At 55.2% G+C, this 14238-nt stretch carries 14 protein-coding genes; 4 read left to right on the forward strand and 10 right to left on the reverse strand.

From position 1 onward, the window contains the following. Positions 1-33: 33 nt before the first annotated feature. From nei to pxpB, 5 genes are read right to left on the reverse strand one after another with little or no spacing between them, the layout of a single operon-like run. Entirely contained in the window at positions 34-828 is a 795-nt protein-coding gene (nei, locus tag ETV65_RS06215; RefSeq protein WP_129952020.1) for an endonuclease VIII, read from the reverse strand. After that, positions 828-1478 (reverse strand): pyroglutamyl-peptidase I, encoded by a 651-nt coding sequence (gene pcp, locus ETV65_RS06220; protein WP_129952021.1) that lies wholly within the window; start codon positions 1476-1478, stop codon positions 828-830. The genes nei and pcp overlap by 1 nt, the downstream gene beginning before the upstream one ends. 25 nt (positions 1479-1503) lie before the next feature. After that, the gene (gene pxpA / locus ETV65_RS06225) at positions 1504-2241 is read right to left on the reverse strand and encodes a 5-oxoprolinase subunit PxpA (RefSeq protein ID WP_129952022.1); all 738 of its coding nucleotides are present in this window, start codon (positions 2239-2241) and stop codon (positions 1504-1506) included. Then, a complete protein-coding gene (gene pxpC, locus ETV65_RS06230; protein ID WP_129952023.1) occupies positions 2231-3160 on the reverse strand; it encodes a 5-oxoprolinase subunit PxpC in 930 nt (309 codons plus the stop codon). Before pxpC ends, pxpA begins: the two co-directional genes overlap by 11 nt. Further along, entirely contained in the window at positions 3154-3819 is a 666-nt protein-coding gene (gene pxpB / locus ETV65_RS06235) for a 5-oxoprolinase subunit PxpB (protein ID WP_129952024.1), read from the reverse strand. Before pxpB ends, pxpC begins: the two co-directional genes overlap by 7 nt. A gap of 223 nt (positions 3820-4042) precedes the next feature. Between pxpB and ETV65_RS06240 the strand changes: the two genes are divergently transcribed. Then, positions 4043-5476, forward strand: a complete 1434-nt coding sequence (locus ETV65_RS06240; protein WP_129952025.1) for an MFS transporter — start codon at positions 4043-4045, stop codon at positions 5474-5476. On the opposite strand, the gene ETV65_RS06245 is transcribed toward ETV65_RS06240, so the two are convergent. The 5 genes from ETV65_RS06245 to ETV65_RS06265 all read right to left on the reverse strand — a co-directional run bounded on the left by ETV65_RS06245 (position 5473) and on the right by ETV65_RS06265 (position 10046). Next, positions 5473-6216, reverse strand: a complete 744-nt coding sequence (locus ETV65_RS06245; protein WP_129952026.1) for a type 2 GTP cyclohydrolase I — start codon at positions 6214-6216, stop codon at positions 5473-5475. The genes ETV65_RS06240 and ETV65_RS06245 overlap by 4 nt on opposite strands. Positions 6217-6242: 26 nt before the next feature. Continuing rightward, complete coding sequence (locus tag ETV65_RS06250; RefSeq protein ID WP_129952027.1) at positions 6243-7226, reverse strand: MBL fold metallo-hydrolase; 984 nt, start codon at positions 7224-7226, stop codon at positions 6243-6245. A 33-nt stretch (positions 7227-7259) separates the two neighbouring features. After that, a complete protein-coding gene (gene phrB, locus ETV65_RS06255; protein WP_129952028.1) occupies positions 7260-8690 on the reverse strand; it encodes a deoxyribodipyrimidine photo-lyase in 1431 nt (476 codons plus the stop codon). Between the two features lie 10 nt (positions 8691-8700). Continuing rightward, positions 8701-9654, reverse strand: coding sequence for a 2-thiouracil desulfurase family protein (locus ETV65_RS06260; RefSeq protein WP_129952029.1), 954 nt, complete (start codon positions 9652-9654; stop codon positions 8701-8703). A gap of 185 nt (positions 9655-9839) precedes the next feature. After that, the gene (locus ETV65_RS06265; protein WP_013576456.1) at positions 9840-10046 is read right to left on the reverse strand and encodes a YbfA family protein; all 207 of its coding nucleotides are present in this window, start codon (positions 10044-10046) and stop codon (positions 9840-9842) included. Positions 10047-10349: 303 nt separating this feature from the next. On the opposite strand from ETV65_RS06265, the gene ETV65_RS06270 reads away from it, so the two are divergent. From ETV65_RS06270 to kdpB, 3 genes are read left to right on the forward strand one after another with little or no spacing between them, the layout of a single operon-like run. After that, positions 10350-10439, forward strand: coding sequence for a K(+)-transporting ATPase subunit F (locus tag ETV65_RS06270; RefSeq protein WP_101075733.1), 90 nt, complete (start codon positions 10350-10352; stop codon positions 10437-10439). Beyond that, positions 10440-12128 (forward strand): potassium-transporting ATPase subunit KdpA, encoded by a 1689-nt coding sequence (gene kdpA, locus ETV65_RS06275; RefSeq protein WP_129952030.1) that lies wholly within the window; start codon positions 10440-10442, stop codon positions 12126-12128. A 43-nt stretch (positions 12129-12171) separates the two neighbouring features. Continuing rightward, complete coding sequence (gene kdpB / locus ETV65_RS06280; protein WP_129952031.1) at positions 12172-14238, forward strand: potassium-transporting ATPase subunit KdpB; 2067 nt, start codon at positions 12172-12174, stop codon at positions 14236-14238.

A 14238-nucleotide genomic window follows, 5' to 3' on the forward strand; every position in this document is an offset into this window, starting at 1 on the left:
AGGGCACTCCGGTGCCCTTTTCTTTTTTATCTGTCAGACCTGACACACCGGACACCAGAAGAACGGTCGCGATGACACGCTGGTTTTCATAATCGGATCGCCGCAACGTTCGCAGGGTAAGCCTGTCCGGCCAAACACCTTGAAACGAAACAGCGCACCGTGATGCACATTTTCATCCATCGTGCCGCGCGTGGCATACGATAAACGCGCAACAGATAAACAGGCATCGGCCAGCGCCTGCAGTTCCGTTTCGTTCAGCTCTTTGGGTTTATGATCCGGCAGCAGTTTCGCCAGCCAGAGAATTTCCGCCCGCAGATAATTGCCCAATCCCGCCAGAAAGGCCTGATCCAGCAACATTCCGCCTAACTGACGGTTGCAAAATTTAGGGGACAATAACCGCTCACGTACCTGCTCGACAGTCAGACGCTCATCCAGCACATCCGGGCCGATACGTTGCAGGAACGGATGATTTTCGATCTCCGCCGTATCGTAAATACTGATTTCGGATGCACTGTACAGCAGGATCGCCGCCTCCGTGGTTTCCAGCATGACCCGCAGCGAGCGTTTGGTTTCCCTGGCGACTTCGCCGGCCTTCACTACCCGCCAGACCCCGTAAAGCTGATTGTGACTATAAAGAGTCAGACCGTTGGAAAAGTGCGTCAGCAGTGCTTTTCCGCGTGTTTCAATTGACGTGATTTTCGTGCCCCTGAGCGCTGACTGGTAGGGTTTGAGTGCCGGAAACGCAAACCAGACATCGGTCAGGGGCTTATTCACTACCGCAGCAGCCAGCACATCAGCTGCGCGGCGGATTTCAGGACCTTCAGGCATCAGTGAGTTGCACCCCCGGCAATTTTCAAATCCTGCTCCGTATGCAGCGCAATGGCGATAGTCAGCTCAAGGGCGTTCAGAACAGTATGTACTGACATACTTGGCGTACCCGGATGATGTGCGGCCTGTTCCGGCAGATAAGGAATATGGATAAAACCGCCCTTCACCACTTTGCAGGCAGGCTGCGCCAGACGATGTAACAGGCCGTACATCACATGATTGCAGACGTAAGTACCGGCGGTTTGCGACACCGATGCCGGGATCCCTGACTCGCGCAATCCGTTGACAATCGTCTTGATCGGCAGGGTAGAAAAATACGCTGCCGGGCCCGCGCTGACGATGGTTTCATCCACCGGCTGGTTACCCTCGTTATCGGCAATACGCGCATCATCGACATTGATCGCTACGCGTTCGATACTGAAATCACTCCGGCCACCGGCCTGCCCGACGCAGATCACCATTTCAGGCAGCACTTCATCAATGGCCGCATTGAGTGCATCAATGGCTTTGCCGAACACGCACGGCAACTGACGCACCACAATCTGCGCACCCGACAATTCCAGGTCGCCCAGTTGCCTGACCACTTCCCATGACGGATTAACGCGCTCGCCGCCAAAGGGCTCGAAACCGGTGACTAAAACTTTACGCATAGATGCTCCTCAGATTCTGCCAAAATCAGCCTGCGCTGATCTGAATATCCTGTTCAACAAACGCATTCCTCAGCCGCCGGGCAAACGTCAGTGCATGTTCACCATCACCATGCAGACAAACAGTGTCAGCTTTAACCGGCACCCAGACGCCTTCACGGCTGAGCACTTTCTGTTGCTGTACCATCGACAGCGTCTGGTCCAGCGCCAGTTCATCGCTTTCGATCATTGCATCCGGCTGACTGCGTGGCACCAGCGTACCGTTGCTCTGATAACGCCGGTCAGCGAATACTTCCTGACGGGTTTGCAATCCCAGGCGTTCACCGGCATGAATTAATTCGCTACCCGCCAGCCCGACCAGACGCAATGCCGGATCTACCGCATGCACCGCCCGGGCGATAACATCCGCGAGTACGGGGTCGGTTGCTGCCTGGTTGTACAACATGCCGTGCGGCTTCACATGCACCATATGTCCGCCTTCGGCACGGGTGATGGCAGCCAGTGCACCCAACTGATACACCACCTGGGCATACAGGGTTTCGGCAGGCACGTTCATGGCAGTGCGGCCAAAATTTTCGCGATCCGCAAAACCCGGGTGCGCACCAATTGCCACACCGTATTTCAGCGCATGGCGTACGGATTGCCGCATGGTCTGCGCATCTCCGGCATGAAATCCGCAGGCAATATTGGCCGAACTGACGAGTTGTAACAGTGCCTCATCATGTGCACAGCCTTCGCCTAGATCGGCATTAAGATCAACGATCATGCAGCCCCCGTTTAATCTGTTCGATAAAGAGCGATTGCTCACGCAAGGCTTTCTGCGCCTCTTCCGGTGTGCATTTGACGAAATGCACCGGTTCGCCCAGCCGGATTTGCGCCAGATTATACAAATCCGCCTCAATGACACAGGCAATACGCGGATAGCCGCCGGTGGTCTGCGCATCAGCCATTAGCACAATCGGCTGCCCCCCGTGCGGCACCTGAACTACACCCGGCAATAAGCCGTGCGACAGAATTTCACGGTCAGTTTCGCGTTTCAGTGTGTGACCGTGCAGCCGGTATCCCATACGGTTACTTTGCGGGCTCAGCTGCCAGGCGGCGCGCCAGAACTCCCCGCGCGACGTCTCGCTGAACTCCTGATACTCCGGCCCCGGCAATGCACGAATACGGTTACCAAACAGTAGCTGTTTAATGCCACAGGATTTTTTCGGCTGCCCAAACGAATCGCCGGTGGGCAACCTGTCACCGTCTTGCAATGCCCGCCCGTGAAAGCCACCAAATTTGGCTTTCAGATCGGTACTGCGCGATCCCATGACTTCAGGCACATCAATGCCGCCGGAAATCGCCAGATAGCTGCGCATACCACGGGTGGGCATTTTCAGGGTCAGTATCTGGCCCGGCTTCACTTTGTAACACCAGCCGGTCCATACCTCTTTCCCATCAAGCTGTGCATGACAACCGGCCCCGGTCAGCGCTATCCAGCCTTCACGGTAAAATTCAGCACTGAACTGGCCGAGTGTGATTTCCAGCGCCGCCGCATTTTCGTCATTGCCGGCCAGCAGATTGGCAGACCGCAGTGCCGGGGCATCCAGCGCACCTGACTGACTCACGCCCTGCTGGCGGTAACCGTTGCGACCCAAGTCCTGCACCGTGGTCAACATCCCGGCGCGTAAAACCTTCAGCATACGCCCTCCTTCTGTGGCACGAAGCGTACGCTGTCACCCGGCAGCAGTAATGTCGGTGATGCACGCAGGGGATCAAACATCGCGACTGGCGTCTGACCGATCAGTTGCCAGCCGCCCGGCGTCGAGAGAGGATAAATGCCGGTCTGACTGCCACCAATGCCAACCGAGCCCGCAGGCACCGACAGACGCGGTTCGCCGTGACGTGGCGTGGCAAGTTTCGATGGCATGCCGCCCAGATAAGGAAAACCGGGCTGGAAGCCGAGAAAATAAACGGTGTAGTCAACACCCGCATGGCATTCAACCACCTGACCCGGCGTCATACCGGTATGGCGTGCCACGTTGTCTAAATCCGGCCCCTGCAGACCGCCGTAAATCACAGGAATTTCAACCAGCCGCGATTCCGGCTCGATGGCTTCGCTTTCTTCCCACCAGTTTTGCAGTCGCTCAATTGCATCCAGCGCCGAACTTTGCGCCTCGGTGAGTAATACCGTCAGATTATTCATACCGGGAATGACTTCACGCACGCCCGGATACACGGCGCGATCCTGTAAACGTTGCGTCAGTCCCCAGATCCGCTGCTGGCTTGCCAGCGACACCGGGGGGTCAAGTTCCAGCACTACCGCGCGTTCGCCCAGCAGGTAACATCGTGCTCGTTGCACTCAGATACTCCTTAAAGAAGGGTTGTGGATCATCGGGTTATTCATCGAATCAATAGCGTGAGATTTGTTATCAGTTATGCGTGAAACAGAGTACTGATGTCAACTCATCTCCCCGTTGTGCGGGACACTGAGGTTTCGCCCGCCGCCTTCACCTGCTACTCTCAGAAACGTTGCTGTTTTTTAGCGTTTGGATAACGCCTTCGTTACACAATAGGGATGGCCTGTGAGAAAACCATTAGCACTCTTTTTTCCGCTTTATACCACGACATTACTGATGTTATTGGGCTCCGGCCTGCTGACGACTTACATTTCCCTGCGTCTTTCCGCCATTCATGTCAGTGGTGCGATGATCGGGGCGATCATCGCGGCTAACTACATCGGACTGGTGATCGGCGGCAAGGTTGGCCATATCCTGATCGCCCGCGTAGGTCATATTCGTGCCTACGTTTCCTGCTCCGGTATCATCACCGCCGCCGTGCTGGGGCATGGCCTGACTGACATCATCCCGGTCTGGGTAGTACTGCGTCTGATCATCGGCTTATGCATGATGGTGCAATATATGGTGCTGGAAAGCTGGCTCAACGATCAGGCTGAAGCCAACCAGCGCGGTGTGGTATTCGGCTTTTATATGGTGGCGTCTTATCTCGGGATGGCGCTCGGTCAGGTCGTACTGATGCTCAACAGCGATTTAGGCGTGAGTACGCTTATCGTTATTGCCCTGTGTTTCGCCCTGTGCCTTGTGCCGATTGCGCTGACCACGCGCACTAACGTCGGCCATATGTCTCCGGCACCGATGGAGCTTAAATTCTTTATCGGCACGATCCCCAAGGTGCTGGCGATTACACTGGTTATCGGCATGGTCGTCGGCTCGTTTTACGGGATGGCACCGATTTACACCAGTCAGCAAGCGCTGACCACTCAACAAACCGGTCTGTTTATGGCGCTGGCGATTTTCGCCGGTCTGCTGGCACAGTTCCCGCTCAGCTGGCTTTCCGACCGCTATAACCGCAACATGCTGATGCGCATAAATGCCATCCTGCTGGCCATTACCGCCGTGCCGCTGGCGTTGTTCAGCCACATTTCATTCCCGCTGTTGCTCGCCATTGGTTTTGTCGTCAGCCTGATGCAGTTCACGCTGTACCCGCTGATTGTCGCACTTGCCAATGACATGATCGAACCGGAGCGTCGTGTCTCGCTTTCAGCCTGTCTGCTGATGGCTTTTGGCGTCGGTGCCTGTATCGGCCCGCTGGCGGTCGGTGCGCTGATCCAGCCATTGGGCGGCAACATTCTTTACGCCTTTTTCGCGCTGTGTGGTGTAGGTATTGTGGCGCTGAGCCGCACTTCCAGAAAAGAAGAGGCCATGCAAATGGCCACCGATGCGCCGGTTCCGCACATCGCCATACCTGACAGTCTGAGCAGTTCCCCGCTCTCGCCTGCCCTGAACCCGGCGTTTGACGAACAGATGATTCAGGAAACCATGCCCGCGCCGGAAAATGTGGTGGAACCCGTGGTTGACGAAAGCGAAGCCACAGAGGAAGAAGAGGAAAGCAAGTACCCACCCCAGGGCGCAGACCCTGAAGTGGATACCGGATTACAGCGGGCATTTACCCTGCTGGAAGACAGCGTTTCTGAAGAGACTAGCGAAAAGAAAAATTAGGCAGGGTTATCGATGTCGATAAACATGACATCAAGATTATGCTCAGCAGCTAACCATTCGCCCAGGGCTTTCACGCCATAACGTTCGGTGGCGTGATGGCCTGCGGCGTAGAAATGCAGCCCCATTTCACGGGCAATGTGAATGGTCTGCTCGGACACTTCGCCGCTGATAAAGGCATCGACGCCATATTCTGCCGCTTTCTGAATGTAACCCTGACCACCACCGGAGCACCATGCGACACGGCGGATTTCGGCCGGTGCATTCTGTGAACTGTGCAACACGTTGCGATCCAGCGTGACTTCAATGCGCTGGCGGAACTCTTCACCGGTCAGCGGTTTTTCCAGTTCTCCCCAGGGCAACAGCACCGCAATTTCGCCCTGTACGTTAATACCGAACAATTTCGCCAGCTGCGCGTTATTCCCCAGTTCCGGATGACCATCCAGCGGCAGATGGTAGGCGTACATATTGGTATCCGTTGCCAGCAATGTTTTAAGACGGTTACGTTTCATGCCACGGATTTCAGCCGGTTCGTCTTTCCAGAAATAACCGTGATGCACCAGAACCGCATCGGCTTCGACAGCAATCGCAGCATCCAGCAGATCCTGCGACGCCGTTACGCCGGTCACCACACGCTGCACTTCACGCCGTCCTTCGACCTGCAATCCGTTCGGTGCGTAATCTTTGTAGTTGCTGATATCCAGTTTCTGATTAATCAGCTTTTCAAGCTGGAGGTTGTTCATGACGTTTCTCGTTATTAATGGATGGTCTATTTGATCTCTAATTTATCACCCTGCGCCATCCGCACAAACTTCACGCCCAGATTATTCCCTTTTTCCAGCTGCGCCATGATCTCTTTTTCAGGATCAGCACCGGCTTTCAGGCTCGGTTTAACGTGACTGATAATCACCGTGATGCCGTTCAGCGCCCCTTCGCCTCCGGCATATTCCTGCCACCGCCCAAGCTCTTTGAGCAACCAGTCCGGCGTCAGATGTCCGAACAGTTTGCTGTCAGGCACACCATCCGGATAAGACGTTTCGATGATGATGCCTTTCAGCCGTTTAGCTTTCACCTCATCGCCCAGCACGCGCCACACGGTATCGAGATTTTTTGATTTTTCGACTTCATCCGGGCCGGTATCGCCGAAGAAGGCAAACGACGCTTTATTACGGCTCACCAGAATCATGGCCGAGGGTGTGCCGCCGTGGCTGAGCGGGTAAATATTGCCGTCCAGGCCGGTCAGGCCAAGGGAGAACCGTTGCGCCGGGCGCTGCTGGTTCAGGCGATAGGTGCCGATGCGTAAACCACTGCCGGAGTCGGTGAAGTTAGGCCAGACGCGGCCGTTGAAGTAATGCTGACGCAGCGTGCCAATGGTATCCGCTGTGCCGTAAATCGGTTTTTTGCTGTCTTCCGGGGAACTGATGATCAACCCCGCCAGGTGGTCGAGATGGCCGTGACTGATAAAGTATCCGCCAATCAGGTTGCGGAAAACCGCGCCCTGCGGGGTCAGCGGTGCAGCATTTTCAGCCGTCACCTGTGGAAAACTGCCTTTCTCCAGCGCCTTGCGAATGCCGGGCAAAACAGAGCCGGCATCCAGACCGAGATAGAGTTTTTGATCATCACTGCGGATCAGGTACGAGGTGAGATTGCCTTCTTCGACGCCGCCATTCACACCCAGCGCCACGACATCAAACCCCGCACTCGCCTGACCCGTCCAGCATGCCAGCATCAGCGCCAGCAGGTATTTTTTCATCACATCGCTCCTTGTCGTGGTGAGAGAGTAAAGTCAGTCTGACCGGTTTTTTGCCGCCTCAAAGGCTGCAAGCGTGTCTTTTCTCGCCCGCGCGTGATCAATAACCGGCAGTGGATAGTCTAACACGCGCCGGTATTTTTCCGCCCAGCGATGCGGTTGATGAATGTCTCTTTCCGGCACATCCGACAGTTCCGGCACCCAGGCTTTGATAAAGCGTCCGGCTTTGTCAAAACGTTCGCCCTGAGTTGTCGGATTGAAAATACGGAAATACGGCGCAGCATCTGTGCCGGTAGAAGCGCCCCATTGCCAGCCGCCGTTGTTAGCCGCCAGATCGCCATCCAGCAGTTGCGACATGAAATAGCGCTCGCCTTCGCGCCAGTTGATCAGTAAATCCTTCACCAGAAAACTGGCGACAATCATGCGCAGACGGTTATGCATCCAGCCCGTCGTATTCAGTTGCCGCATGGCCGCATCCACAATGGGATAACCGGTTTTTCCTTCTTTCCACGCCTGTAAATCATCCGGGGCGTGACGCCACCGCACGTTATCCGTCCATTCAAGGAAGGGCTGATGTTTGCAAAGTTTCGGCCAGGCGACGATCAGATGACGATAAAACTCGCGCCACACCAGTTCATTCAGCCAGCCAAATGCGCCGCTGTCGGTTTTCTCCAGCACCTGCGGACATTCCGTTCGCAGACGGTTCAGGCACTGGCGCGGCGACAGCACACCAATCGCCAGATACGGCGACAACGAACTGGTGCCACCGGCGGCCGGCAGATCGCGCTGACTGAGATAATCCTGCACCTGCTCCCGGCAAAAACGGCGCAACTGGTTGCGCGCTGCTTCTTCGCCGACAGCAAAATCATCGCCGATATCTTCCAGCGGATAATCGAACGGCATCAGCGGATGGATGACCACTTTTCCGGTATGCTCACGGATTTGCGGCGCAGGCAGCGAACGGCTGTCAGATTCAGTGAGACGGGATAAAAACGCCCGACGAAACGGCGTGTAAACCTTATACATCTCCCCGTTTCCGGTGGTCACGGAGCCGGGTGGCAACAGCAGGCTGTCATCGAAGGCCTGGCACACTACCGACCCGCAGACCGCCTTCTCCAGCGCGACATCCCGCTGGCGCTCATTGATTTCATACTGTTTATTATAAAACAGCGATTCCACCTTTTCGGCTTTGCAGAAATCTTTCAGCCACGCCACGCTGTCGGCAAAATCGTCACACTGGTGGTAATGCAGGGGAATACCACGTTCAGCCAGCGCATGTTGTAACACCTGAAGGTGCTGATAAATAAACATTGCCTGTCGCGGCGCCATTTCATGTCGTTTCCACTGCTCCGGTGTGGCTATAAATACGGCAATAATACGCGCCTGCGGATCTTCACAGGCGGCATGCAACGCGCGATTGTCGGTTACCCGCAAATCATTACGAAACCAGACTAAATGCGTGGTCATAATTTTCCTTTTAATGTCCGTATCGAAGCTTTAAGGCTTCCGGATAAGGCTCGAAATAACGCTGGTCAGCCAGGTAGGCATCCGGGTATTCAGACATATAATGTTTCAGCAAGGTAATCGGCGCCAGCAACGGCTGCATTCCCTGACGGTAACGATCAATAAGCCCGGCAAGTTCTTGTCGTTGTGCCGGACTCAGCTGTTTACGGAAATATCCCTGTACGTGCATCAGCACATTGGTGTGATTACGGCGCGTAGCTTTGTGGCTCATCAGATTCATCAGCCGTAACCGGTATTCGGTGAAATAGTTCTCAAGGGAATCCCATTCAGCCATCGCAGCCACAAAGCGCCCCAGCTCACGATATTCGGGCTGAGAATGGGCCAGTAAAATGAGTTTATAACGACAGTGGAAGGCCATCAGTTTGCCGCGTGTCAGGCCACCTTCGCGAAGCTGATTCAGTTCAAACAGCGCAAAAACGCGCTCAACAAAATTCTCCCGCAGTACGGGATCGTTTAACCGGCCGTCTTCTTCCACCGGCAGCCACGGATGCTGTTTCATCAGCTCGGCGGTATACAGCCCGACGCCGCATTTTTTGGCATCTTTACCGTTGGCGCTGTATACCCGGACCCGCTCCATCCCGCAGCTCGGGGATTTCGCGCAGACGATATAACCGCACAAGCCGGTCAGCGGTGCCACACGTTTTTCGGCGTAATGCTGCATTTTTTCGGTGACGTCAACGGTCTCGTCGTTACTGAAACGCATCACGATACTGTCGTCCATTTTAACCAGACGCAACGCCGGGCGGGGCGTTGGCAGGCCGATCGCCATTTCCGGGCAGATAGGTTCGAAGCGCACATAAGGCGCCAGTTGCTCTACGGCAAACGCCAGACGTTTATGCCCGCCATCAAAGCGGACATTTTCACCCAGCAGGCATGCACTGATACCAATCGGAATTGTTTTCGTCATTGTCGGCACCTTGCATTGAAAGAAGAAAAGAGAGGCGGCGTTGATTCATCACCCTTACGTATAATCTTAGCACAACTTATACATAAAAATAATCTTGTACAGGTTTATCGGCGGGCAATAAAAAAACCCCGCTGGAGGAACGGGGTTTCTTTTGGCACCTCCCCTTCGCAGGGGAGGGAGCTAAATTAATAAAAGTCTTGTGTCGCCATCTCGGCATGACTCAGCCACACCGGCTTATCGCTGGTTTTCATCCAGACGCGGTGTAAATAGCTGTAAAAACGGGCGCGGTCAGCGCGGAACAGCATGACCGGCAGGGCCAGAACTCCGGCGGCAATAACAAAAGCGCGGCGGGCCAGTATGCGGGTCATCGTGTATGGCGTGTAATCATTCATCGCGTTGCTCCTGTGAAATGTGGAAAGTTTTTGAACACTGTAAGTTGCGAAAAATATACCGCAATTGATGAAATTTTACTACTCATCTGACCACTTTTATGTGTAAATTTTCGCCAATTTTACTCTGTCTCCGTAATTTAGTTACAGAATGGTTAAATAAATACGCAACTCAAGTTTCTTTTAGGTTTCATTTTTGCGCATTTTTATACTTTTTTTACACTGTTCAACTCTTTCTTTTCAGGATCTTTTCCCGCCTTTCCTTATTCTCGCCACAACATAAAAACACACCTGTGGAGGTGGATTGTGACTGTTGGCGTAATCTGCGGCGCATTACTGGTTCTTCTGCTGCTCGGCTATCTGGTTTATGCCCTGCTGAATGCGGAGGATTTTTAAATGGCCGCAACCGGATTCTTACTGATTGCCAGTTTTATGCTGGTGCTTTTGCTGCTGGCAAAACCACTGGGTAACTTTATTGCTCAACTGATTGAAGGACAGCCCGGCGCATTTATTCAGCGCATAGAAAACGGTGTTTTACGCACGTCTGGCAGCAGTAATGCTGAAATGAACTGGTGGCAGTACGCACTGGCGATCATGGTATTTAACATCCTGGGCATTGTTGTGCTGATGACGATGCTGATGGCACAGGGTGTATTGCCGATGAACCCACAGCATTTTGGCGGGCTGTCATGGGATCTGGCCTTTAACACCGCAGTGAGTTTCGTGACCAACACCAACTGGCAGGCTTACAGCGGCGAAAGCACACTGAGCTATCTCAGCCAGATGGTCGGGCTGACGGTGCAAAACTTCCTCTCCGCAGCGACCGGTATCGCCGTGGCATTTGCGCTGATCCGTGCTTTTGCACGCCCTTCAGCACAGACCATTGGTAATGCGTGGACGGATTTATGGCGCATCACGCTGTATCTGTTGCTGCCGGTGGCTTTCCTGCTGGCACTGTTTTTCGTCAGTCAGGGGGTACTGCAAAACTTCGAAGCGTATCAGCACATCACCACGCTGGAAGGCCTGCAACAGACCTTACCGATGGGCCCGGTGGCTTCTCAGGAAGCGATCAAAATGCTCGGCACCAACGGCGGCGGCTTCTTCGGTGCCAACTCAGCCCATCCGTTTGAGAACCCGACCGCACTGACCAATATGGTGCAGATGCTGGCGATTTTCATTATCCCTTGTGCATTGTGCTTCGCTTTTGGCCGCGTGGTTGGCGACAACCGTCAGGGCCACGCACTGGTCTGGGCGATGTCGGTGATCTTTGTGGTGTCGGTAGTGGTGGTGATGTACGCCGAACTCAAAGGCAATCCGCATTTCACTGCGCTGGGTGCAGGCAGCAATTTTAATATGGAAGGAAAGGAAAGCCGCTTCGGCATTCTGGCCTCCGCGCTGTACGCCGTCGTCACCACGGCGGCCTCGTGCGGTGCGGTTAACGCCATGCACGATTCCTTTACCGCACTCGGTGGCATGGTACCGATGTGGCTGATGCAGATTGGTGAAGTGGTATTCGGCGGCGTGGGTTCCGGTCTGTACGGCATGCTGCTGTTTGTGCTGCTGACGGTGTTTATTGCGGGACTGATGATTGGCCGTACACCGGAATATCTCGGTAAGAAGATCGACGTTTACGACATGAAGATGACCGCACTGGCGATCCTGGTGACACCCACGCTGGTGCTGCTCGGCACCGCACTGGCGCTGGTCACCGACGCCGGCCGCGCCGGGATTTTAAACCCCGGCGCGCATGGTTTCAGCGAAGTGCTGTATGCGGTGTCTTCCGCCGCCAATAACAACGGTAGTGCGTTTGCCGGGCTGAGCGTCAATACACCGTTCTACAACCTGTTGCTGGCTTTCTGCATGTTCTTTGGCCGCTTCGGCGTCATCATTCCGGTGCTGGCGATTGCCGGTTCGCTGGTGATGAAAAAACGCCAGCAGGCCGGCAATGGCACCCTGCCAACGTCTGGCCCGCTGTTTATCGGTCTGCTGGTCGGCACCGTGTTGTTAGTCGGTGCACTGACCTTTATTCCGGCGCTGGCGCTGGGACCGGTGGCAGAACATTTGCAAGTCTGGTCAGCACAGTAATGCTGCGTAACTCGTTGAACTGATGAATATAGAGACTAAAAAGATGAGTCGTAAACAACGTGCGTTATTTGAACCCCGTCTGATCCGTACTGCCCTGCTGGATTCGGTGAAAAAGCTCGATCCCCGCGTTCAGTGGCGTAATCCGGTGATGTTCGTGGTGTATCTGGGCAGCATTCTGACCACGCTTATCTGGCTGGCGATTCTGATGCACCGCACCGACGGCAGTGCGGCTTTTACCGGCAGCGTATCCCTGTGGTTGTGGTTCACCGTGCTGTTTGCCAACTTCGCCGAAGCATTGGCTGAAGGCCGCAGCAAGGCACAGGCGCAGAGTCTGAAAGGCGTGCAGAAAACCAGCTGGGCGAAAAAAATCTACGAACCGCGCCCTGAATCACCGGTAATTAAGGTTGCCGCCGATACCCTGCGCAAAGGCGATTATGTGTTGATCGAAGCAGGCGATACCGTGCCGTGCGACGGGGAAGTGCTGATCGGCGGTGCGTCAGTGGATGAGAGTGCCATTACCGGCGAATCTGCGCCGGTGATCCGCGAATCCGGCGGGGACTTCTCCTCAGTGACCGGCGGGACGCGCGTTTTGTCAGACTGGCTGGTGGTCGAATGTTCGGCTAACCCCGGCGATACTTTCCTTGACCGGATGATTGCAATGGTCGAAGGGGCGAAACGCCGCAAGACGCCAAACGAAGTGGCGCTGACCATTTTGCTGGTGGCACTGACGCTGGTGTTCGTGCTGGCTACCGCGACACTCTATCCGTTCTCGCTGTTTAGCGTCAGCGCAAGCCATGCAGGTATCCCGGTCACCGTGACCGTGCTGGTCGCGCTGCTGGTGTGTCTGATCCCGACCACTATCGGGGGATTGCTGTCGGCTATCGGCGTGGCGGGCATGAGCCGCATGCTGGAAGCTAACGTTATCGCGACCAGCGGCCGTGCGGTGGAAGCCGCCGGTGACGTAGATGTGTTGCTGCTGGATAAAACCGGCACCATCACGCTCGGTAACCGTCAGGCATCGCAGTTTCTGCCCGCGCCGCAGGTAACGGAACAGGAACTGGCCGATGCCGCGCAGTTATCCTCTCTGGCCGATGAAACGCCGGAAGGTCGCAGTATCGTGGTGCTGGCGAAGCAACGCTTTAACCTGCGCGAACGCGATATTCATTCACTGAATGCGACCTTCGTGCCCTTCTCCGCGCAAACCCGCATGAGCGGCGTCAACGTGGGTGAACGCAGCATCCGTAAAGGCGCGGTGGATGCGATCCGTCGTCATGTGCAATCTAACGGCGGTACCTTCCCGAAAGCCGTCGATGGTCTGGTGGAGAATGTGGCGCGTAAAGGCGGCACGCCGCTGGTGGTCGTCGAAGGCGCAAAAGTGCTGGGCGTGGTTGAGCTGAAAGATATCGTTAAAGGCGGCATCAAGGAGCGCTTTGCCGAGCTGCGCAAAATGGGCATCAAAACGGTGATGATCACCGGGGATAACCGCCTGACTGCTGCGGCCATCGCCGCCGAAGCGGGTGTGGATGATTTTCTGGCAGAAGCGACGCCGGAAGCCAAACTCGCATTGATCCGTCAGTATCAGTCAGAAGGCCGTTTGGTGGCGATGACCGGCGACGGCACCAACGATGCGCCCGCGCTGGCGCAGGCCGATGTCGCAGTGGCGATGAACTCAGGGACGCAGGCAGCGAAAGAAGCCGGGAACATGGTCGATCTCGATTCCAACCCGACCAAGCTGATTGAAGTGGTGCATATCGGTAAACAGATGCTGATGACGCGCGGCTCACTGACTACCTTTAGTATCGCCAACGACGTGGCGAAATATTTCGCCATTATCCCGGCAGCGTTTGCAGCCACTTATCCGCAACTGAACGCGCTGAACGTCATGCACCTGACATCGCCGTCTTCAGCCATTATGTCGGCGGTTATTTTCAACGCGCTGGTGATTGTGTTCCTGATACCGCTGGCGCTGAAAGGTGTGAGCTATAAAGCCATGAGTGCCGCCGCGCTGCTGCGCCGTAACCTGTGGATTTATGGTGCAGGGGGTCTGCTGGTGCCGTTCGCCGGTATCAAGCTGATCGACGTGATCCTGACCGTTTTACATCTGAGCTGA

Source organism: Rahnella sp. RFA10(1/100), assembly GCF_004195115.1.
GTDB lineage: Bacteria > Pseudomonadota > Gammaproteobacteria > Enterobacterales > Enterobacteriaceae > Rahnella > Rahnella perminowiae.

What these genes read in the sequence shown, in the direction of transcription:
- nei (WP_129952020.1), bottom strand. Translation starts at nt 828, where the DNA reads ATGCCTGAAGGTCCTGAAATCCGCCGCGCAGCTGATGTGCTGGCTGCT.
- kdpA (WP_129952030.1), top strand. Translation starts at nt 10,440, where the DNA reads ATGGCCGCAACCGGATTCTTACTGATTGCCAGTTTTATGCTGGTGCTT.
- pxpA (WP_129952022.1), bottom strand. Translation starts at nt 2,241, where the DNA reads ATGATCGTTGATCTTAATGCCGATCTAGGCGAAGGCTGTGCACATGAT.
- phrB (WP_129952028.1), bottom strand. Translation starts at nt 8,690, where the DNA reads ATGACCACGCATTTAGTCTGGTTTCGTAATGATTTGCGGGTAACCGAC.
- ETV65_RS06260 (WP_129952029.1), bottom strand. Translation starts at nt 9,654, where the DNA reads ATGACGAAAACAATTCCGATTGGTATCAGTGCATGCCTGCTGGGTGAA.
- pcp (WP_129952021.1), bottom strand. Translation starts at nt 1,478, where the DNA reads ATGCGTAAAGTTTTAGTCACCGGTTTCGAGCCCTTTGGCGGCGAGCGC.
- ETV65_RS06245 (WP_129952026.1), bottom strand. Translation starts at nt 6,216, where the DNA reads ATGAACAACCTCCAGCTTGAAAAGCTGATTAATCAGAAACTGGATATC.
- kdpB (WP_129952031.1), top strand. Translation starts at nt 12,172, where the DNA reads ATGAGTCGTAAACAACGTGCGTTATTTGAACCCCGTCTGATCCGTACT.
- ETV65_RS06265 (WP_013576456.1), bottom strand. Translation starts at nt 10,046, where the DNA reads ATGAATGATTACACGCCATACACGATGACCCGCATACTGGCCCGCCGC.
- pxpC (WP_129952023.1), bottom strand. Translation starts at nt 3,160, where the DNA reads ATGCTGAAGGTTTTACGCGCCGGGATGTTGACCACGGTGCAGGACTTG.
- ETV65_RS06250 (WP_129952027.1), bottom strand. Translation starts at nt 7,226, where the DNA reads ATGAAAAAATACCTGCTGGCGCTGATGCTGGCATGCTGGACGGGTCAG.